We start from the raw sequence: 21756 nt of genomic DNA on the forward strand, positions 1-21756 counted from the left end.
TAAGCTGGAAATTAATTTAATACAATTTTTGTCGTGTACTTAGCATAACTTCAATAAATACGTAAGATTAACACGAACGGATTTGAAAAAGAAGTGCTTCTACAAAAAGCTTGTGCGCCTTAACGAAAAAATATGATTGTCGTTTTTATTAAAATGTATATTTGTGCCTGCAAACGAAAACGTTTTCTTAAAAGCGAAAAAACTAATTTTTTATGTCAAAAAGCATCGAATCATTTGTTGAATCTGTTGCAAAACGGAATCCAAATGAGCCTGAGTTTTTACAGGCAGTTCACGAAGTTGCGGAAACAGTAATTCCGTTTATTGAACAAAACGAAAAATATCAAAACAAAATGCTGTTAGAGCGTATGGTCGAAGCCGAGCGAATCATCCAATTTCGCGTGGTTTGGCAAGACGATCAAGGCAATACTCAAGTAAATCGCGGCTACCGCATTCAAATGAATTCGGCAATCGGCCCGTACAAAGGAGGAATTCGTTTCCATCCATCGGTAAACTTGTCCATCCTTAAATTTTTAGCTTTCGAACAAACGTTCAAAAACAGCCTTACCACCCTGCCTATGGGCGGCGGAAAAGGGGGTGCCGATTTCGATCCGAAAGGAAAATCAGACAACGAAATCATGCGTTTTTGCCAAGCGTTCATGACCGAACTCTCCAAACATATCGGTGCAGATACCGACGTGCCTGCAGGAGATATCGGTGTTGGCGGACGCGAAGTGGGTTACATGTTTGGCCAATACAAACGCCTTCGCAACGAATTTACTGGTGTTTTAACGGGCAAAGGAATTTCTTTCGGCGGTTCGTTAATCCGTCCGGAAGCAACCGGTTACGGCGACGTATATTTTGCGCAAAGCATGTTGCAAACTAAAGGAGAGAGCTTTGCCGGAAAAACCGTAGTTGTTTCAGGTTCTGGAAACGTGGCACAATACGCTTGTCAGAAGGCAACACAACTCGGCGGAAAAGTAGTTACTCTTTCTGATTCAGGAGGTTACATTTACGACGAAGCAGGTATCGATGCCGAAAAATTAGCTTACGTTATGGAAATCAAAAACGTAAACTACGGCCGGATCAGCGATTACTTAAAGAAATATCCAAATGCAACTTATGTGGCTGGTAAACGTCCGTGGGAAGTGAAATGCGATGTGGCACTACCTTGCGCCACACAAAACGAACTCAACGAAGCAGAGGCAAAAATGTTGGTAGAAAACGGCTGTATTTGCGTAGCCGAAGGTGCTAACATGCCATCAACACCAGAAGCCGTTGCTGTTTTCCAAAAAGCAAAAATTTTGTTTGCTCCTGGAAAAGCATCAAATGCGGGCGGTGTGGCAACTTCTGGTTTAGAAATGTCGCAAAATTCACTTCGTTTAAGTTGGACTGCCGAAGAAGTAGACGAACGTCTAAAAAATATTATGCTTAACATTCACGCGGCCTGTGTAAAATATGGCTCAGACGGATCCGGTTATGTGGATTACGTAAAAGGTGCAAACATTGCCGGCTTTGTAAAAGTTGCCGATGCCATGCTCGCACAAGGAGTAGTGTAAGCAGATTATTAATTCAAGTTGAAAGAACCTCGATGCATACATCGAGGTTTTTTTATACCTTTCAAAAAACTACTGAAAAACACGCACACTACTTATTAATTTTACAATTCGACTGTTTGCTGTATGATCCCATTTTTGAAAACCTTGATACAAAATGTAAATCTCATCAGCGCAAGAACCTATTACTTTTTTGTTTGTTTTATTTTCATCGCGAAGTATTCCTTTAATAAACTAAACTTTGGTTTTGTCTTGCAAAGTATCGTTGTAATTCTCTTGATGTTATTTGTGGGCTACATCGCATATTTACTACAAAAGTTCCAGCGAAAAATTCCTCATAAACGCTTATTCTATTTTACTTTAATTCTTGCTGTGTTTGCAATGATTGCTTTAACTAATGCGGTAAATTGGAACACCCTCGAAGTAGACCGTTGGTCGGCGTTTGACGTCGCAATTAAGTCGGTTTTAAACCAGCAATATCCTTATGATAAAATTGACCATCTTGGCGGCCGAACATCAAATTTTCCGGGCCTGATTCTACTTGGAATACCCGCTTTTCTATTACACAATATTGGATTGTTCACCGCATTTAGTGTGGTAATTTTCGGGGCTTCAATACTGAAAAAAAATACTTCCGAAAAAGCTCTTCTGGTACTTTTACTTCTTTTTGGTAGCATCTCATTTTGGTGGGAAAGCTACGTGGTGAGCGATCTTATGGCAAATTTTTTACTGGTGGCTAGCTTCTTGCTGTTAACTCCACCTGATCTCACCCGACTAAAACTTGCACCGCTTCTTGGAATCTCCGTCTTAGCAGCAATTTTAGCGTACACCAGAATCCCCGCAGCCATGCTTATTGGCACGTATTTCGCACAACAAATCCTTGAACTGCGCAACAAAACAGAACTGCCTTTAAAAACTCGTATCCATAAACTGCTGAGTAGTTTAACCGTACTTGTTGCAACAATTGCATTCTTAACTTATTGGATTTTTTCCTTAGCGCCAAACTGGCAAACAATCGAAACTTACAATCCGTTTTCGTTGCAAAGCTCGTACTTACCGCTAACCGTAAACATCCTGTGCGGATTACTACCTTTAATACTGTTGTTTTTCGTGAAGAAAGGAAAGCTACAACTTATAAAAATAGGTGGTATTTCAGTTGCCGTTCCTGTATTTTTGAGCTTCGGCTACACCCTGCGAGAATATGGTTGGAACGCTTGTATTTACGATAGCAAATTCGACATTTCGTACTTCAATATGGCACTGCCGTTTGTAATCATACTCATCGCTTCTTCGCTGCCAAATACACCCCGCTCAGAACAACAGCCGCACCCAACAACTGAATAAGCGTTAACGATTCGCCGTCGAATAAGCCCCAACAAAAGGCAACTACCGGGATTAAATACGTTACCGAAGTAGCAAATACAGGCGAGGAGATTTGTATCAGTTTAAAGAAAACAATATTGGCCAAACCGGTTCCAACGATTCCTAAAATAGCTACGAAAAACAAGGCATGAACAACACTTTGATCACTAATGTTTTCGTGAATTCCGGTGCACGCCAAAACTATTGAGGCCGGCACCAACATTACCGCAAAATTGCCTACAGTAATCGTGAACGGTGGAATATCGCTCAGAAATTTATTGATCAAATTTACATTGATCGCATAACATATCGATGCTATAACGATGAAGGCTGCAAATCGGTAGTCTTGTTCCGGATGGTTCGCAGCACCATTCAAGATCAAAATCAAACTGCCCGACAAACCAATAACTACACCCAGCATTTGCCTGCGCACAAAAGTGGCCCCAAAACCAATTATACCAATAATAAAAGTGTTAAGCGGTGTAAGCGAATTGAGTACGGCACTAACGGTACTACTGATGTAAACTTGTGCAGTGGCAAACAAAAATGCAGGAATAAAAGTTCCGAATAAAGAAGTGAGGGCAATGTACTTCCATTTAAACGACGGCACTTTAGCAACTTGATTGGCACCGATTAGCATTAAAAACAAGGCCGCAAAAACAATGCGCGAAGCACCCACTTGTATAGGCGATAAACCAGCTAAACCCTTCTTAATCAGAATAAAAGAACTACCCCAAACTAATGCTAATGCGACTAAAAGAACCCATTTTTGTTGTTTCATAACGGTTTTGCCGGGAATAAAGGCGCAAATTTGGCATTTTTACAACACAATAGTATGTATAGTTTATTATTTTTGTTTCATAATTAAATGATTAGCCATGAAAACTTGGAAGATTGCCATACTTATTTGTGCTATGGCTGCGAGCTTTACCGCTTGTAAAAAAGAAACAGAAACTACTGCAACTGCAACATCAAAAACACTAGCGGCGGGAGAAACGGCAACAGCCAGTTTCAAAATTGAAGGAATGAGTTGTGCAGTAATGTGTGCGTCGAAAATCGAAAAAGAACTACAGCAAACGGAAGGTGTAAAAGCGGCAAAAGTTGATTTCGAAAAGAAAACAGCAACCGTAGAATACAACAGTACGCTTGTAACTCCGTCGGAACTCGCTAAAAAAGTCGAAGCAGTAGCCGATGGGAAAACCTACAAAGTAAGCGATGTAAAATCGAGTACCGACAAAGCATCGCTCTACGAAGAAGAACCAAAAAAAGCTAAGAAGTCGAAAAAAGCTAAAAAAGCTGCAAAAGCTGATGCCGCTAAAACAGAAGCTGCCGCTCCAGCATCTTGCGCCGGCGAAGCTGCAAAATCCGATGCTAAGCCAGGTTGTTGCGCTGCTAAGAAAAAGCACTGTAGCTCCGAAACCGGAACCTTATAACAGTAAGGCACTAAAAATTCTGAAGGTCGCAAGTTGCGGCCTTTTCTATTTGATTCCACTCGAAAACTGAAATTATTTTGGGCACATCCCACCGCAAAAATTAGTTATACCAATAAGATCTACAAACAACCAATTGGCAACGAAAAGAAGCACAATTGGTCGGGTTATTTTGAACTGATTTTTGTGTGTCTTGATGGCAATCGAGCTGCAGGAAAAAACGCGAAATGCTGCCAAAAAAAGCAAAAACTACAATTGCGTTTTCTTTTCGGCAGGCAAGGCTATTTTTGGTGATGTTGCCTCCACTCCACGTTCCCAGCGAAGCGTTTCCAGCAGGCGTCGCATATCGTTTTTTACATAAGCTGCGGCTGGAAGTAGCGAGTCAAAATTGGGTTTGGCGTAAAAATACACCGAGCCGTCTATGAAATGGCGCAAACTGTCGGTGGCATAAAATTGTCCGTTTGTTGCCGCATTTCCGTTCACTTCATAAAACATCCCATAAACCTTGTCGTTGTTATTAAGAAAAGGTTGTTCGGTAATATCGTCGGCTTTAATGACGTGCTTATAAGTTAGTTTTTGCGCATCGCGAAGTAACAGATCGATGTTGTTGGAAACCGATTTATAACTCAGATAAATCGTTGCCTTCATCTTTGGGTAATTAATTTCGAGTCCGCAATCCGAAGTTACTTTAACCACAGCCTCCGAATTGATGTCGAACGTATACGGACACGGACCAACATACGGTTTGTACTTTGGAAAAGAATAATCGAGTCGCAATTGCGCTTCGGGCTTTGGCAGAACTTCATCCTTACAAGAATACAAGCCAGCGAGCGCAATTAGTGCAAGCCAAAGCTTGTTGCGATACGTACGAGAAAAGGCATTCATAGCGGTAAGTTAAGGCATATCGGCATCGGACATTCCGTAGTGTGCATCGCCCGATTTGTTGTGATCGTTATCTTTTTTGACACTTAAGAACGTAAATTCGGTTACTTGAATTTCGGTAGTGTACTTAGTAGAGCCGTCTTCGGCCTGCCACTGACGCGACTTTATCCGACCTTCTACGTAAATTTTATCGCCTTTTGAAAGGTATTTTTCACAGATTTCGGCAGCTTTGTTTCGAACAACCAAATTGTGCCATTCTGTAGAGGTGAGTTTTTCTCCGGTGGTTTTGTTAACGTACACTTCGTTGGTAGCCAGCGGAAAGCGTCCGATACAATTTCCACCATCGAAGTAGTGCATTTTTACGTCGTCTCCTAAATGACCGATTAACATGACTTTATTGAGCGTTCCGTTATTCATTTTTGATGGCTTTTAAATCTGAAAATTTGGGTTTGTTTAAAATTAGAGCTTCGAGCGTTCCCAACTTGATCATTGCAGACCTCAGTTACTTCAACGTATTCGCAAACGCTATGCTCAACATATCAACGACTCATGACACAGTTGGATTATTTTCGAAATAAAAATATCTCAAAAGAAATCTGCCTCCTCATTGGTCATTTCAATGTAATCTGACCTCAGTTTTAAATCAAACTCAGCTTCAAATGTAATCATTTTTCTGCTCGCGAAATTTCTGCGACTGTAAAATTGTGCAGGGCTATCGGCATCGGATAATCGACAACGCTATTAAGCGGAACGGCAACAGGTAGGTCGCCATCGATTTCGAGCTTCCAGAAACAAAGTTCAATGATTTGATGCGACAATTTATGGCTTGCTCGCACTGGAAAAGCATCGATGCGTTTCACAACCGCAGCAGGCATGAGTTTGTTCACGGCAGCCACTGCAGCTTCGGCATCAATTTCGGCTTCAGTTTCGAGTAGCGGAAATTCGTAGAGCTTTTGCCAAATGTCGTTTTGCAAGCGTTGTTGCAGCGCGATTTCACCTTTAGCATTCGCGGTTACAAAATAATTGAAGTAGCGTTTTCGCGCTTTTTTGGCTTTTGATTTTACGGGCAGTTCAGTTACGCGCTGATTTTGATATGCAAAACACGAACTCGAAAACGGACAGGTATGGCAAGACGGATTTCTAGGCACGCACTGCAACGCGCCGAATTCCATCAACGCTTGATTATACAGATCGGGTGTTTTTACGCTAAGTAACGATTGTGCTTTTTCGGCGAAAATCGACTTCGCTTCGGATTTAGCAATATCGACATCGATACCATAAATTCGAGAAAGTACGCGGTATACATTTCCATCGACCACGGCAACTGCTTCGCGGAAAGCAAAAGAGGCGATGGCGGCAGCGGTGTAAGGACCGATACCTTTTAATTTAATAAGCTCTTTGTAAGAAGTGGGAAACGCTCCTTGATGTTGTTCAACAACTTGCTTGGCAGTGGCGTGCATGTTTCGTGCCCGAGAATAGTAGCCCAGACCTTGCCACAATCTTAAAATTTTGTCTTCAGGAGCATTGGCCAGATCGGTAACGGTCGGAAAGGCATCGACAAAGGCAAAATAATAGGGTAAAGCTTGTTCCACGCGCGTTTGTTGCAGCATTATTTCCGACAACCAAATCAGGTACGGATTAGTGGTAGAACGCCAAGGCAAATCGCGTTTGTTGCCTAAATACCACGCTATGAGAATCTTAGAAAAGTTCATATTTGTTAAGGTGCTCCCAAAATTAATCGTTTATGTAGTTAAAATTTAATGTTTTAGCTTGATATATTGTTTTTTATTATCGTATATTTGCAACCTCAAAAAAATTAATTCTCAATTAAAAGAAAGAAAATGACGAAAGCAGATATCGTAGCTAAAATTTCTGAGAAACTTGGTCTTGAAAAAGGCGATGTTCAAGCTACTGTGGAAACGTTTATGGAAGAGGTGAAAACTTCATTAGAAACTGGTGATAATGTGTATTTGAGAGGCTTTGGAAGTTTCATCATCAAAACAAGAGCAGAGAAAACCGGAAGAAACATTTCTAAGAACACTACAATTAAAATTCCGGCTCACAACATTCCTGCCTTCAAGCCTGCTAAAGTATTTGTTGAGGGTGTTAAAACCAACAATGAGGCTAAATAACCAATATTAATCACTAATACACCAACTATGCCAAGTGGTAAAAAAAGAAAAAGACATAAGGTAGCTACGCACAAAAGAAAAAAGAGAGCGAGAGCTAACCGCCACAAAAAGAAAAAGTAGTTCAACACTACTTTTTCTTTTTTTACGTTCATTGACATCGCGAGCCAACCTAGTTAGCTCCAACCGAAAATCAGCATTGTTTAACAATTGGGCAAATACGAGCCTGTCTCGTGCCCACAACCATACACAAAAGTGAACAAAGAACTCATCATCAGATCTAATCCTGATGCTGTTGATTTTGCCTTACTTAAAGACGGAAAACTAATTGAGTTACACAAACAAGAAGAAAAAAGCAACTTTCAGGTTGGCGATATTTTTATAGCTAAAATACGCAAACCAGTTGCCGGTTTAAATGCGGCTTTCGTAAACGTAGGTTTCGAAAAAGACGCTTTCTTGCACTACCACGATTTAGGTCCAAACCTAAATTCACAACTCAAATTTCTGAAATCGCTTACCACCGGAAAAGCTAAAGATTACACGCTAAAGAACTTTCAATTTGAAAAAGAAATTGATAAAAATGGTGCCATCACCGACGTTCTCAGCGCTAATCAATCCGTTTTGGTACAAGTCGTCAAAGAACCTATATCGACCAAAGGACCGCGCATTAGCAGCGAACTCTCCTTAGCCGGTCGGTTTATTGTTCTCGTTCCTTTCTCTGACCGCGTTTCTATATCGCAAAAAATCGAATCAAGAGAAGAGAAAGAGCGTCTTAAACGATTGGTTTCCTCTATTCGTCCGAAAGGATTTGGAGTTATTGTTCGCACAGTAGCCGAAGGCAAACAAACAACAGAACTTGAAAAAGATCTACAAACATTACTCGACAGGTGGTCGGGAATGTGTAAAAAATTACCAACTGCTCATCATCCATCGAAAGTCCTGGGAGAGTTAAATCGCGCCTCTAGCATTCTCAGAGACGTATTTAACGATACCTTTAGCGGCATTCATGTCGACGACGAAGAGTTGTACCATCAAACGCGCGACTATCTCCAAGAGATCGCTCCCGCAAAACAATCTATTGTTAAACTTTATCAATCTAAAAATTTGCCCATATTCGAGAAATATCACATCGAAAGACAAATAAAAACCTCTTTCGGAAAAACCGTCTCGATGAGCAAAGGTGCTTATTTGATTATCGAGCATACGGAAGCTTTACACGTAATCGACGTGAACAGCGGAAACCGCAGTAACAAAGCCAATAACCAAGAAGAAACGGCCTTGGAAGTAAATCTCATCGCAGCAGCAGAAATCGCACGCCAATTGCGACTGCGCGATATGGGAGGCATTATTGTGGTCGACTTCATCGATATGTCGAATCCGGATAACCGTAAAGTGTTATTCGACTTCCTGAGGGAAGAAATGAGCGACGATAAAGCCAAACACAAAATTTTACCGCCGAGCAAATTCGGACTCGTACAAATTACGCGTCAACGTGTACGCCCGGAAGTAAACATCAAAACACGAGAGGAAGATCCAAACAACGAAAACGGTGAAATCGAAGCGCCTATTTCTATCATTACCAAAATAGAAAGCGACCTCGACCGACTTATCGGTACACAACGCGGACTCGTACTTAACGTACATCCGTTCGTAGCTGCGTATCTTTCTAAAGGCATGCCATCGCCACGTGTGCGCTGGGCCTTGAAATACAAAAAGTGGGTAAAAATCATCCCCAGAGATGCTTATACCTTTTTAGAATACCATTTCTTTGACCGCGAAGGCAACGAAATTTTAGAATAACAAAAACCCCGATTTCTCTCGAAGTCGGGGTTTTTTTTTGCCTTGATTTTCCTGCGCTACAAACACACCTCAATCGTTGTACCTTTGCCAATTTCCGAGCGTGTAACGGCAATTTTACCTTTGTGATACTCTTCCACAATGCGTTTTGTAAGCGATAAACCCAAGCCCCAACCGCGCTTCTTCGTTGTAAAACCCGGTTCGAAAATGCGTTTAAACTGATGTTTGGCAATGCCTTTTCCGGTATCCGACACAAAAATGCGTACCTGCTTGCCGTCGTCGGTTATCGTTAAATCAATAGCGCCGCGTCCACGCATAGCATCTATGGCATTTTTAACCAAATTCTCTATCGTCCAGCTGTGCAAAACCGGATTCAAATTCCGATATATCGGATACGCCGGCGCATTAAACGTAAAACTAACCTGACCCGCAAAACGCGATTTCAAATACGCGTACGACTTCTCTGTTTCGGCTATTAAATCCAACGATTCCAGCGCGGGTTCCGAACCAATTTTCGAAAATCGATCGGCTATGGTTTGCAAACGCGCCACGTCTTTTTCGATTTCTTGTACGGTCGATTCTTCTACATGTTCGCTGCGCAAAATTTCAATCCACCCAAGCAAACTCGACAAAGGCGTACCAATCTGATGCGCCGTTTCTTTGGCCATTCCGGCCCAAAGTTTATTCTCGCTTCCAATTTTTACGCTGCGATAATAGTTGTAAATCAGCGCAATAAACAAAAAGATAATCAGCAAAAGTGCTATCGGAAAATACTTCAGCGAGTTCAAAAGTTCCGAGTTTCCGTAGTACAAATATTGTTTGCTGCCCGTGCTCGCCATCAAAATGGGTTCGTTTTCTTTCTTCAGGCGTGCCAGAGTGCGCTTCATGTACACGCTGTCGTTTGCCAGTTGTTCGCTAAGGTTCGCCGTGTTTAAAATCTTGCCTTTACTGTCGGTTACAATCACCGGAATGGTCTTGTTGTTGCTAATAATTTGCAGCGGCAATTCAATTTCATCGTTCAGCAAATCGGCCTTGTCTATAGTCTTCATACTTTCCGCTAAAACGGTCATTTTCAGGCGTTCTTCATTCTTAAAAACCTGAAAAAAGCGGTACGTATTCCACAAAATAAGCAGGATTATAGCAAACGAAGTTGCCAAGATTATCCACCGCGCCGATTGTGGTTTCTGAGAAAATTTCATGCAAACAATTTGAGATTTAAAAGTACGCTATTTTTTCAATTTTTGGGCGTTGCGCTCCCCTTGCTCAGTCCGCCCGAGCGCCGCGCTATCCGCTGCAATGCCCTTTGCCTGCGGTTGCGGTTGTAGGTATTGGCGTGGGCTCTCGCTGTCGCCGCCGCAATAAACAACCGCAAAACCGCAGGCTTCAGCGCATTTCCGCTCCTATCGCTAACGCGGAAAAATCGCTAACGAAAAAACGTTATACAATTCGTTTGCAAAATGTGGTGAATTTCCTTCAAAAATTTTGATTCTTACTGAATGATTTACAGTATTTTAAATCGAGGTAATATTGCAATATTACAAACCAAAAAATACAAAGCCATAAACCTACCACCAATAATTCCTCAAATCCAAAAATTGATTTTAAAAAAACTTAAAATTCAAACAGCTTTTCGTGCAGTGATGTACATTTGAAAAAAATCTCAAATGCCATCTTTCGAAACCAATATTTTATCGGCTGCACAAATTCAAGGGTACTTGCAAGCTGCTGTAGGTCCGCGACCCATAGCATTAGCCAGCACTTTGTCGGCAACAGGTGTTCCTAATTTGTCGCCGTTTAGTTTTTTCAACGTTTTTAGTTCCAATCCGCCGATACTTATTTTCTCACCAGCGCGTCGTGTTCGCGATAATACCACAAAACACACGCTCGAAAACAGTTTAGCCACGCGCGAAGTAGTAATTAACGTCGTGAATTTCGATATGGTCGAACAAGTTTCATTGTCCAGTACCGAGTATCCCGACGGTGTAAACGAATTCGAAAAGGCAGGTTTAACGGCAGTGGCGTCAGATCTGGTAAAACCGTTTCGCGTAGCCGAAAGTCCGGTGCAATTTGAGTGCAAAATCAACGATATTATTGCCTTGGGCGAAAACGGCGGTGCCGGAAATTTAGTAATCTGCGAAGTTTTAAAAATTCATGTTTCCGATGCGGTTTTAGACGAAAAAGGCGGCATCGATCAGCATAAAATCGATTTGGTTTCACGATTAGGCGGCAACTGGTACGGCCGTTCGAATACGGGCTTGTTTGAAATTCCGAAACCGCTAACAACCTTGGGTATTGGTGTCGACAATATTCCGAAATTCATACGCGACAGTTCCTTGTTTACCGGAAACGATTTAGGCAGGTTAGGAAATGTAGAACAGTTGCCTACCGAAGCAGAAATTGATACATTTGTAAAAAGCAATTTTGCAGCAAAAGCCGCATTAAGCACCGCCGACGAGCACAAAATTCAAGAACAAGCCCTTGAATACCTGCGTTCGGGAGCCGTTTTAGATGCCTGGAAACTATTGCTAGCACCGCGTATTAACTAATTTAAAAGCCAAAAAACATGGAAGTATCCGGAATCATCAAAGTAATCAACCCAGAGCAACGCGTAAGTGATAGTTTTAGAAAACGCGAATTGGTAGTAACCACACAAGAACAATATCCACAATACATCAGCATCAATTTTGTACAAGACAAATGCGACTTGCTGAACAATTTTCAAGTAGGCGAAGAAGTTCGCGTATCAATAAATTTACGCGGTCGCGAGTGGAGAAGTCCACAAGGTGAAATAAAATATTTTAACGACATTCAAGGCTGGCGTATCGAGCGCGGCGCACAAGTGGCTCAACAAGCACCACCGGCGTATCAGCAAGCGGCACCAACCGGCTACCAACAACCGCAACAACCGGCAGCCAACCAATTTGCGGCGCCAACCGGACCATTTCCGCCCGCCGACAGCTACAACACCGACGCCGATTCGGACGATTTGCCGTTCTAGATAATTAATAACCTAAGTTCGATTAAAAATCTTTGTCAGATCGCTTGAAATCAGCAAATCGTGAAATCAAATAGCAATGGAAAGGAACAACTTCCACGCTAAACAGATAAACGGCTGCCTACTTCGTTAGATTTTTTTCCGATACTACAGTATCCCAATAAAAATCTGCCTTGTACACAACCATTTATCTGTTTTCTGACCGCAATTTTTAAATCGAACTCAGNATCCCGGAAATAAATTTTACGGAAAAACCGGAATTTTTAAAAAGATTTCGAGATGAAAAGATTTAGGGAGCACAATGTTTCATTAAGTTTATCACAATGTACACAACGCTAACCATTGATTGTCTGAGACAACAGTTTTTTTACGCGCACGGAATACGCCGAAGTTCACAGAATTTGGTGTATTGTTTCACCAGTGAGGAAAACACAGAACGAATCAAGTCGCCTAAAAATCGTATCAGCCTTCGACAAGCTTAGGCTCGCACGATACGCGGGTTCGGTTGGGCAAAACGATACGTAAAATGGTAAATTCATCGATCCCGATAGCTATCGGGACTAACTTCTAAAAGAACTTACATAAAGTAGTAATCTCATTCAAAGCCAACCTACAACGTCCACGAAAACTCTTCTTCAAATATGGTATGACGCTCGGTACTTATAAAATTTCGAAAAGCTTCTGCTACAGGCGATAAGTTTTTTTGCTGCAACCAAATCAAGTTCCAATCGGTTTCTAGCGGAAGTTTGGGCACATCAATTATCTTTAAATCGCCTACTAAAAGCTCGTTCTTCACACCAATCATGGGTAAAATCGAAACGCCTAAACCCGCAACAACCGCTTGTTTCACGGCTTCATTACTCGTAAGCTCAATCTTATTAACGATATTCAAATCGTTCTGCGAAAAAAACCGTTCCATCATCATGCGTGTACCCGATCCTTTCTCGCGAAAAATAATTGGCAATTCTTTTAAATCGTGGATCGATTGGCAGGCTGCAACCTCAAAATACTTCGGATTCTTCATCAAAAACAATTTGTTTCGAAGCAAACTGATGCTGCTCAATTGAAATTGGTCGGGAATAATCGAAACTAAAGCAAAATCAATTTCGTTGCGTTCCAAGCTCTCCAAAACTTTAAAACGATTTGTCACGTCGAGTGATAACTCAACACCGGGATGCTGTTTCAAAAACGATTGCAGGTAAAACGGAATGATGTATTTTCCGGTGGAAACCGCTGATAGCTTCAATCGGCCACTTAACTGTCCTTTATGCGCCATCGTTTTAAAATTAATTGCATACACCTGATTCAATATGTTTTCTGCGGCAGCGGCAATTTCTCTACCAAAATCGGTTACATACAATTTTCGTCCAACAATTTCGGTCAGCGGTATCTCAAACTGATCCTGTAAATTCTTTAACTGTATAGACACGGCCGGCTGCGTTAAATTGAGTAATTCTGCCGCCTTGGTAATGCTTCCCGTTTGTGTAACGCGCAAAAATACCTGCAGTTGGTGAATGGTATAATTCATAAAATATTTTAATGTTTAATATATCAAATATAAATAAAAATATATGAAAGGAAGCTGTCATCTTTGCACCGATATAAAATTTATTCAGCATGAAAAGAATCACAATTGCAAAAGGAGACGGGATTGGTCCGGAAATTATGGACGCTACGTTGTCGATCATCAAGGCAGCTGGTGCCGAATTGGAGTACGATGAAATTGAGGTAGGCGAAAAAGTTTATCTATCGGGAAATACATCGGGAATTGCATCAGAATCATGGGATATTATCCGACGTAACAAAGTGTTTTTGAAGGCGCCTATTACAACACCTCAAGGTGGTGGTTACAAGAGTTTGAACGTTACCACACGTAAATTTCTAGGTCTTTACAGCAATGTGCGTCCGTGTACGTCTTTGCACCCATTTGTGGCTACCAAGCATCCTGAAATGGATATTGTGATTGTTCGTGAAAATGAAGAAGATTTATATGCAGGAATCGAGCACCAACAAACCGACGAAGTGGTTCAGTGTTTGAAAATTATTTCTCGTCCGGGTTGTGAGAAAATTGTTCGTTACGCTTTTGAATATGCACGTGCGTACGGCAGAAAGAAAGTAACTTGCTTCACAAAAGACAATATCATGAAGCAAGCCGATGGTTTGTTTCACCAAGTTTTCGACGAAATTGCTGCCGAATATCCTGAAATCGAAAACGAACACTGGATTATCGATATCGGTGCTGCGAAAATGTCGGATACACCAGAAGTTTTCGACGTTATTGTGACGCTAAATCTATATGGCGACGTTCTTTCGGATATCGCCGCACAAATTGCAGGATCTGTTGGTCTAGCAGGTTCAGCAAATATTGGTGAAGAATGCGCTATGTTCGAAGCTATTCACGGTTCGGCGCCTCGTCGTGCTGGACAAAACTTAGCGAATCCGTCTGGACTATTACAAGGTGCGGTGATGATGTTAACGCATATGGGAATGACCGACGTTGCCGAAAAAGTGCAAAACGCTTGGTTGAAAACAATTGAAGACGGCGTTCATACCTACGACATTTTCAAAGAAGGAACCAGCAAAGTAAAAGTTGGAACTAAAGAATTTGCAGATGCTATAATCGCGAATTTAGGTCAAAAACCTTCTAAATTAAAAGCGGTTACTTATAAAACAGACGCTACTTTGAATCTGCCGAAATACGAAAGAAAAGCACCAAAAGCTAAGAAATTAGTTGGCGTAGATGTTTTCTTGCACTACCGCGGAACAAATCCTGACGAGTTAGGTGCAGCTGCTTCTAAAATTGGTTTTGATTCAGTTTCGTTGTCAATGATTACCAACCGTGGAATCAAAGTATGGCCAGAAGGTTTCTCAGAAACTTTTTGTACCGATCACTGGCGATGCCGATTCAAATCAGCAACAGGAGCGTTGAGCAAGCAAGATATCATTACCTTACTTTCTAACGCGGAAGCTCACGGATTAGACGTAATCAAAACGGAAAATCTATATGAGTTCGACGGTAAAGCTGCCTTCTCTTTAGGTCAAGGTCAGTAATCATAATTCATGGCTAACCAACCTCAAACGCCTCAAATGAAGCAAAATGTAAAACTGGTTTTGGTTTTATTGTGGACAATCAGCGGATTGATTTACAATCTATTACAACCCAATTCCTGCTACGGCACCGCTTTTTTAGTGGTAGGAATACTACTCGCATTTATTGTCCTTTCTAATTTAACTAAAACAGAGAATCGTGAATCTAACAATGCCAATGACTTCAATCAAATTAATTGACGGAACGTTTACGCCGGAAGAGGCGGAGAATGTGCTTTTGAAATTGCTAGATAGCAAGATCAAGTTTCACGCGCTCGAAAGTTTCAGCTCGCAAATTCGAGGTGGCGAGGAAAACCAACACAGCAAACAACGTGTTGCCGAACTGGTTGATGCAACCGAATCGGTACGCGAGTTGGTAAAGCAAGCCAAAGAACGCAATTTGAAATTCTCAATTCAATCGAATATTTCAATTGAATTGCTTTGATGGAACGCAGTAAATTTCTTTTGGGCGAAGGAAGAACGGCATTATTTGCCACTAAGCACGGAAAGGGACTGCTTGTTCAATCATTATTTAACGATCAGTTAGGAATTCAGGTGCAAGTTGCGCCTGAATTCGATACTGACGTGTTCGGAACGTTTTCTGGAGAAGTTAACCGACGCGACTCCGCACTTGAAACCGTTCGCCGAAAGGCAAAAGCCGCGGCAGAAAAATACGGACACGATTTAATCTTAGCCAGCGAAGGATCTTTTGGCCCGCATCCCGAGATTTTTTTCGCTCATGCAAATGAAGAATATCTGTTACTGGCCGATTATAAGAATAAACGCGAGTATCTCGCCAAACACCTAACTACCGACACAAATTTTTCTGGTGAACGCCTCACAAATCTAACCGATTTAGCCACCTTTCTACAAAAAGTTGGTTTCCCAGAAGCAAAAGTGATTTTGAAAAATCGCGAGGAAAATCCAGATGTTGTTAGTAAAGATCTAGCGTCGGAAGAAGAAGTAGCTACAGCTGCTCAAGATTTATTAAACCGCTTCGGTTCTTTTTATGTCGAAACCGATATGCGTGCCATGAATAATCCGTTGCGACGAAAAGCAATTGCCGAAACAGCACAGAAATTAATTGAAAAAATCAAATCTTTGTGCCCGAATTGTGCTGCACCAGGTTTTGATTGGTATGATGTTAAAACAGGTTTGCCCTGTGAGCTATGCCAGCAGCCAACGAACAGCGTTTTAGCTTTGAAGCATCGCTGCGAAGTGTGCCAATTCGAAAACGAGCAGCCAAGACCCGATAATAAATCTTTCGAGTCGGCTATGTACTGTAACTATTGCAATCCGTAAGATGATTATCACCGAACTCGCACAAGCTGTAAATCGACTAAAAAATGGTTTAGTAGTTGCCATTCCCACTGAAACCGTCTACGGACTCGCGGCCGACAGCACCAATGAAATCGCGGTACAACAGATTTTTTCCTATAAAAATAGGCCACAAACCAATCCGCTAATTTTACATTTCCACAGCAGTGAAGCCGCATTCGAGCAAGCCCGTTGGGTGCCAGAAGCTGCAAAAGTATTGGCCGCACATTTTTGGCCCGGACCGCTGACACTGGTACTTCCAAAAAAGCCGCATATTTCAGATGTGATCACCGCTGGTCAGGATACAGTTGCTTTGCGAGTACCTGCACACCCGCTAACACGTGAACTTTTACTCAATTTTCCAAATGGCTTAGTAGCTCCTAGTGCCAATAAATACATGCAAACCAGTACCACAAATGCCGTTGATGTTGCCAAGCAATTTGCCAATGACGACGTTTGGATTTTAGACGGTGGCCCATGCAGCCAAGGTTTGGAATCGACGATTGTAGCTTTTAAAGATAATGTGCCGGTTGTTTTGAGATACGGTGCCATTACCGTGCAACAAATCACAGAAGTTACCAAGCTCGAGGTCTTGCAAAATATACCAATGCAAACTGTGGTTCCAGGCATGCACAAAAAACACTACGCTCCAAAAGCGCAATTAATTGTAACCGAAAATCCGGTTCAAACTTTAAGAGCATTAACGGATAAAACAGTCGGTTTCATCGGAGTTAATCAAGAAGCAGCAAAATTGGCGACAGCAGCTTTTCTCTACAATCCAGATGATTTACAAGAACTAGCAACAAATTTATATCGACTTTTTCACCAATACGACGCACAGAATTTAGCATGTATTGTAGTGGAAAAGCCAGAAAATATCGGACTCGGACAAACCATTAACGATCGCCTGAAAAGGGCGGCAACCAGTATATGAATTTAGATTTACTCTTAGAAAACCTCAAAAATCCGGCATTGCTTTTTTTCCTTTTGGGAATTATAGCCGTTAAACTAAAGAGCGACCTCGAAATACCAAACAATTCGTCGAAGTTCATCAGCTTATACCTTCTTTTTTCGATTGGTTTTAAAGGCGGGCAAGAATTGGCGCACAGCCACTTTACTTTCGAGATCATTTGGGCCGTCATTTTCGGAATTGTCATAGCATCTTTAATTCCCATTTATAGCTTTTTTATCCTGAAACGCAAGTTCAATATTTACGATTCAGGAGCCATTGCCGCAGCTTATGGTTCGGTATCGGCGGTAACATTTGTCACTGCTGCTACTTTCTTAGAATTACAGGATAAAACTTTTTCGGGTTATATGGTTGCCGTAATGGCTTTAATGGAAGCGCCCGCGATTATTATTGGTGTCGTTCTTATTCGCTTGTTTGCAAAGAATGGCGAAAAAACAGAAGCCGGACTGCTTTCTCTAGTAAAACACTCTTTTACAAATGGTTCTGTATTGTTGATTTTAGGAAGTTTGATTATCGGACTTTTAGCATCCGATCAACAAGCCATGGGTATTAAACCTTTTACAACGGATTTGTTTAAAGGATTTCTCGCTATTTTCCTACTCGATATGGGGATTACCAGTGGAAAGAAACTCAATGATTTCGTGAAAAGTGGTTGGTTTGCCGTGGCATTTGCTGTTCTAATTCCTTTAGTTAATGGTTGTTTGGTTGCTGTTTTATCTTCAGTGGTAACTCAAGACGTAGGAAACCGATTCATCTTTGCCGTTTTGGCTGCCAGTGCTTCGTACATTGCTGTTCCAGCTGCAATGAAAATTGCAGTTCCCAAGGCAAATCCAGGTTTGTTCTTACCAATGGCACTTGCAGTGACTTTCCCAGTCAATATTACTATTGGCATGCCACTTTATTTGGCTCTTGCTTCACTTTAATTACTCATTAACAAGAGCAGCTAGCACAATCTCATAATGCGACCACGGAATAAAATGATCGGCGTTTTCGATCGTTACAACATCCACTTTTTGTGCAGCGGTAAGTGTTTTTTTGAGAAAATCTACATTGCTGTAAGGAACCAAACGGTCTTTTGTTCCGTGAACGATGCGCACATTTCCGGTAATGTATTTCAATTTCGGCTTCAAATCGTATAAGTCTGATTTCAACCAATACAACTCGTCGTTTGAAGTACGCAAGGCGCGAGGTATTAAATACCGAACAGGTTTTACCTTGATGACTTGTCGCCAACGTTCGGGCTTTTCGGCAGCAGGATCCACCGAACCCGCTAAAACATATAGTTGTTTGTAAAATTCGGGATAAGTGCCCGCTAAATCGCAAACTACGGGTCCGCCCATCGAATGGCCGACAAGAGCAACCGATTTTAGCCTTAATTTCTTAATCGCTTCATGCAAAAGTTCCGTTTGTGTTTGCAGAGTTTGTGCTTCTCCAAAATCCGAAAAACCAAAACCCGGCCGATCGATAGCTACCAAGTAGTATTTTTCTAAAAGTCGTTTTTCGACCATAAATGTTTTAAAAGCATCCCAACTTCCCGGTGAGCCGTGTATAAAAACTAGGGCTGGTAAAGTCGAATCGCCGCTCGTAATCACGTGAATCCGATGCTCACGAATTGTTAACAGCTTTGATTGGTATGCAATTCCCGCTTTTTCAAAATGCTGTCGGGTTTCTTTTGCGCTACTTCGCATGGTCATACAACTCTGGCAGAAAACTAAATAGCTCATGCAGAGTGTAATCAACCAAAAGCGCTTCTTTTTTAGATAAGCTTTCAATCTGATTTTTTTCGGAAAATTAGATTGTTTTAGAATATGTTTATCATTTTTTAGGAATTCCTTTAGTTATCTTGCGGCTATGAAGTTTAAAGTTGTTTCCGACTACGCGCCAAAAGGCGATCAACCCGCAGCTATTTCTGCTTTAGCGAATGGAATTCACTCGGGTGAAAAGTTTCAAACATTATTAGGTGTTACCGGTTCTGGAAAAACCTTTACCGTTGCAAACGTCATTCAAGAAGTTCAGCGACCTACCTTGGTTCTAGCACACAACAAAACGCTTGCAGCCCAACTTTATGCCGAGTTCAAAGAGTTCTTTCCGAACAATGCCGTCGAGTATTTCGTTTCTTATTACGACTACTATCAGCCGGAAGCTTTTATGCCGGTTACGGGTGTTTACATTGAAAAAGACTTATCCATAAACGACGAACTCGAAAAAATGCGAATGAGTACTACAGCTTCGCTGCTTTCCGGACGTCGCGATGTTCTCGTGGTGGCTTCTGTTTCGTGTTTGTACGGTATCGGAAACCCGATAGAATTTCAAAAAAATGTAATCCCGCTCGAACAAAACCAGCGTTTGGCTCGAACAAAGCTCTTACATGCCTTAGTCCAAAGCTTGTATGCCCGAACCGAAGCCGAATTTAAACCCGGTTCGTTCCGAATCAAAGGCGATACCGTAGAAGTATTTCCGAGTTACGCCGACGACGCTTTTCGCATTCACTTTTTTGGCGATGAAATTGAGGAAATAGAACGATTTGATCCGACCTCTGGTGTACGAATCGAACAGTACGACCGACTCACGATTTATCCGGCCAATATGTTTGTGACATCGCCCGACGTCTTGCAAAACGCCATTTGGGAGATTCAGCAAGATTTGGTGAAGCAAGTCACTTTTTTTAATTCGATTGGTAAAAATCTAGAAGCAAAACGTTTAGAAGAGCGTACCAATTTCGACTTAGAAATGATACGCGAACTCGGCTATTGCAGCGGAATCGAAAACTATTCGCGTTACCTCGACGGTCGATTGCCGGGAACACGACCGTTCTGTTTGCTCGATTACTTTCCCAAAGATTATTTGATGGTTGTCGACGAAAGTCACGTGACGCTTTCGCAAGTAAGTGCCATGTATGGTGGCGACCGCAGTCGGAAGGAAAATCTCGTGGAATACGGATTTCGCTTACCGGCAGCGATGGATAACCGGCCGCTGAAATTTGAAGAATTTGAAGCATTGCAAAATCAAGTCATTTACGTTTCAGCAACGCCGGCCGATTACGAATTGCAAAAGTGCGGCGGTGTTTATGTGGAACAAATTATTCGCCCGACCGGTTTGTTGGATCCGATTATCGAAATTCGTCCTAGTGAAAACCAAATCGACGATCTTATCGAAGAAATTCAGCAACGAGCCGAGCAAGACGAGCGCGTTTTGGTTACCACACTTACCAAACGTATGGCCGAAGAATTGGCGAAGTACTTAACGAAAGTTGATATTCGTTGTCGGTACATTCATTCCGAAGTGGATACGCTGGAACGTATTGAAATCATGCAAGATTTACGAAAAGGTATTTTCGATGTGTTGATTGGCGTGAATTTGCTGCGCGAAGGTTTGGATTTACCGGAAGTTTCGTTAGTTGCCATTCTCGATGCCGACAAAGAAGGATTTTTGCGCAGCAATCGTTCGCTTACGCAGACGGTGGGTCGCGCCGCTCGAAATTTGAACGGCAAAGCCATTATGTACGCCGACACGATTACGGGCAGTATGCAGAAAACCATCGATGAAACCAATTACCGCAGAGCGAAACAACTGCAATTTAATGCCGACAACAATGTGGTTCCGATGGCATTGAATAAAAAGTTGGACAATATTTTCACCAAAGTAAAACAGCTCGACGAGCACCTAAGTTCGAGCAATGTGCGCCTAGTTGCCGAGGAAAAAACCGAGTATTTGTCGAAATCCGACATTGAAAAACTCATTAAAGAAAAGCGTAAAAGCATGGAAAAAGCGGCAAAAGAACTCGACTTTATGCTGGCAGCTAAATTGCGCGACGAGATTAAAAAACTACAAGAAATTGAATTTTAATTTTTTGGGTGTGCCGGCGCTTTTTAGATCGTGCACGGCTTCGCCAATCCGTCGCTGCGCCTACCGAATCAAGGTCAACAAGCTTTTCGAAGCGCCGTCGCGCCATTCGCTGTATCTTTTTTGCTTAGACAGTAGTGGAAAATTCGTAGCGCCAAAAGATTCTGTGTTGAATTACAAGTAAAATCCTAATTTTTTATTTTTGTATTCTAAGACGGTCCTTGAACTAGTCTCGATAGCGTGCTTAAACCATTTGTGTTTGCACGCTATTTTTTGTTTGATGGGCTTTATCATAGACCGATTCATTTTTGTACAATATGTAGATTAGTTCAAGTATTTTTCTGAGTAATGGACATTTTTTAGGCTGATAATCGTGTGAAGCGTTGATATC

General features: G+C 41.8%; 21 protein-coding genes. 14 read left to right on the forward strand and 7 right to left on the reverse strand.

The window, feature by feature from the left end; all coding sequences use genetic code 11:
- Positions 1–212 precede the first annotated feature (212 nt).
- On the forward strand, positions 213–1556 hold the full coding sequence (gene gdhA / locus CHX27_RS05925) for an NADP-specific glutamate dehydrogenase (RefSeq protein WP_094485843.1): 1344 nt from the start codon (positions 213–215) through the stop codon (positions 1554–1556).
- A gap of 123 nt (positions 1557–1679) precedes the next feature.
- Entirely contained in the window at positions 1680–2897 is a 1218-nt protein-coding gene (locus CHX27_RS05930) for a hypothetical protein (RefSeq protein WP_094485844.1), read from the forward strand.
- Here the strand turns inward: CHX27_RS05930 and CHX27_RS05935 are convergent.
- Positions 2833–3696 carry a DMT family transporter gene (locus CHX27_RS05935; RefSeq protein WP_094485845.1) on the reverse strand — a complete coding sequence of 288 codons (864 nt, stop codon included), beginning with the start codon at positions 3694–3696 and terminating at the stop codon, positions 2833–2835. The two genes, CHX27_RS05930 and CHX27_RS05935, sit on opposite strands and share 65 nt — an antisense overlap.
- Positions 3697–3793: 97 nt before the next feature.
- Between CHX27_RS05935 and CHX27_RS05940 the strand changes: the two genes are divergently transcribed.
- Complete coding sequence (locus tag CHX27_RS05940; protein WP_094485846.1) at positions 3794–4348, forward strand: heavy-metal-associated domain-containing protein; 555 nt, start codon at positions 3794–3796, stop codon at positions 4346–4348.
- 246 nt (positions 4349–4594) lie between these two features.
- On the opposite strand, the gene gldD is transcribed toward CHX27_RS05940, so the two are convergent.
- From gldD to mutY, 3 genes are all read right to left on the reverse strand, one after another.
- Positions 4595–5230 carry a gliding motility lipoprotein GldD gene (gene gldD / locus CHX27_RS05945; RefSeq protein ID WP_094485847.1) on the reverse strand — a complete coding sequence of 212 codons (636 nt, stop codon included), beginning with the start codon at positions 5228–5230 and terminating at the stop codon, positions 4595–4597.
- A 9-nt stretch (positions 5231–5239) separates the two neighbouring features.
- On the reverse strand, positions 5240–5644 hold the full coding sequence (locus CHX27_RS05950) for a single-stranded DNA-binding protein (RefSeq protein WP_094485848.1): 405 nt from the start codon (positions 5642–5644) through the stop codon (positions 5240–5242).
- A 248-nt stretch (positions 5645–5892) separates the two neighbouring features.
- Complete coding sequence (gene mutY / locus CHX27_RS05955) at positions 5893–6939, reverse strand: A/G-specific adenine glycosylase (protein WP_094485849.1); 1047 nt, start codon at positions 6937–6939, stop codon at positions 5893–5895.
- Between the two features lie 129 nt (positions 6940–7068).
- Between mutY and CHX27_RS05960 the strand changes: the two genes are divergently transcribed.
- Positions 7069–7359: an HU family DNA-binding protein gene (locus CHX27_RS05960; protein WP_026703531.1), complete on the forward strand. Its 291-nt coding sequence runs from the start codon at positions 7069–7071 to the stop codon at positions 7357–7359.
- A gap of 252 nt (positions 7360–7611) precedes the next feature.
- Positions 7612–9156: an Rne/Rng family ribonuclease gene (locus CHX27_RS05965; RefSeq protein WP_094485850.1), complete on the forward strand. Its 1545-nt coding sequence runs from the start codon at positions 7612–7614 to the stop codon at positions 9154–9156.
- 56 nt (positions 9157–9212) lie between these two features.
- On the opposite strand, the gene CHX27_RS05970 is transcribed toward CHX27_RS05965, so the two are convergent.
- The gene (locus CHX27_RS05970; protein WP_094485851.1) at positions 9213–10352 is read right to left on the reverse strand and encodes a sensor histidine kinase; all 1140 of its coding nucleotides are present in this window, start codon (positions 10350–10352) and stop codon (positions 9213–9215) included.
- A 465-nt stretch (positions 10353–10817) separates the two neighbouring features.
- Here CHX27_RS05970 and CHX27_RS05975 point away from each other — a divergent pair, with 465 nt between their 5' ends.
- Positions 10818–11699 (forward strand): flavin reductase family protein, encoded by an 882-nt coding sequence (locus tag CHX27_RS05975; RefSeq protein ID WP_094485852.1) that lies wholly within the window; start codon positions 10818–10820, stop codon positions 11697–11699.
- A gap of 17 nt (positions 11700–11716) precedes the next feature.
- Positions 11717–12151, forward strand: a complete 435-nt coding sequence (locus tag CHX27_RS05980) for a DUF3127 domain-containing protein (RefSeq protein ID WP_094485853.1) — start codon at positions 11717–11719, stop codon at positions 12149–12151.
- Between the two features lie 607 nt (positions 12152–12758).
- Here the strand turns inward: CHX27_RS05980 and CHX27_RS05985 are convergent.
- A complete protein-coding gene (locus tag CHX27_RS05985; RefSeq protein WP_094485854.1) occupies positions 12759–13676 on the reverse strand; it encodes a LysR family transcriptional regulator in 918 nt (305 codons plus the stop codon).
- A gap of 89 nt (positions 13677–13765) precedes the next feature.
- Between CHX27_RS05985 and CHX27_RS05990 the strand changes: the two genes are divergently transcribed.
- The 6 genes from CHX27_RS05990 to CHX27_RS06015 are packed head-to-tail and all read left to right on the forward strand — an operon-like array spanning position 13766 to position 18445.
- Positions 13766–15199: an NADP-dependent isocitrate dehydrogenase gene (locus tag CHX27_RS05990; protein ID WP_094485855.1), complete on the forward strand. Its 1434-nt coding sequence runs from the start codon at positions 13766–13768 to the stop codon at positions 15197–15199.
- 9 nt (positions 15200–15208) lie between these two features.
- Positions 15209–15436, forward strand: a complete 228-nt coding sequence (locus tag CHX27_RS05995; protein ID WP_094485856.1) for a hypothetical protein — start codon at positions 15209–15211, stop codon at positions 15434–15436.
- A complete protein-coding gene (locus tag CHX27_RS06000; RefSeq protein WP_094485857.1) occupies positions 15414–15680 on the forward strand; it encodes a hypothetical protein in 267 nt (88 codons plus the stop codon). The genes CHX27_RS05995 and CHX27_RS06000 overlap by 23 nt, the downstream gene beginning before the upstream one ends.
- Positions 15680–16537, forward strand: coding sequence for a DUF6671 family protein (locus CHX27_RS06005; protein ID WP_094485858.1), 858 nt, complete (start codon positions 15680–15682; stop codon positions 16535–16537). The genes CHX27_RS06000 and CHX27_RS06005 overlap by 1 nt, the downstream gene beginning before the upstream one ends.
- Position 16538: 1 nt before the next feature.
- Positions 16539–17486 carry an L-threonylcarbamoyladenylate synthase gene (locus tag CHX27_RS06010; protein WP_094485859.1) on the forward strand — a complete coding sequence of 316 codons (948 nt, stop codon included), beginning with the start codon at positions 16539–16541 and terminating at the stop codon, positions 17484–17486.
- On the forward strand, positions 17483–18445 hold the full coding sequence (locus CHX27_RS06015; protein WP_094485860.1) for a sodium-dependent bicarbonate transport family permease: 963 nt from the start codon (positions 17483–17485) through the stop codon (positions 18443–18445). Before CHX27_RS06010 ends, CHX27_RS06015 begins: the two co-directional genes overlap by 4 nt.
- Here the strand turns inward: CHX27_RS06015 and CHX27_RS06020 are convergent, their stop codons facing one another.
- On the reverse strand, positions 18446–19246 hold the full coding sequence (locus CHX27_RS06020) for an alpha/beta fold hydrolase (RefSeq protein WP_094485861.1): 801 nt from the start codon (positions 19244–19246) through the stop codon (positions 18446–18448). It abuts the gene before it with no gap.
- Between the two features lie 127 nt (positions 19247–19373).
- Between CHX27_RS06020 and uvrB the strand changes: the two genes are divergently transcribed.
- Positions 19374–21368: an excinuclease ABC subunit UvrB gene (gene uvrB, locus CHX27_RS06025; protein WP_094485862.1), complete on the forward strand. Its 1995-nt coding sequence runs from the start codon at positions 19374–19376 to the stop codon at positions 21366–21368.
- Positions 21369–21756 lie beyond the last annotated feature (388 nt).

It is taken from the genome of Flavobacterium aurantiibacter, assembly GCF_002251775.1.
Taxonomy (GTDB): domain Bacteria; phylum Bacteroidota; class Bacteroidia; order Flavobacteriales; family Flavobacteriaceae; genus Flavobacterium; species Flavobacterium aurantiibacter.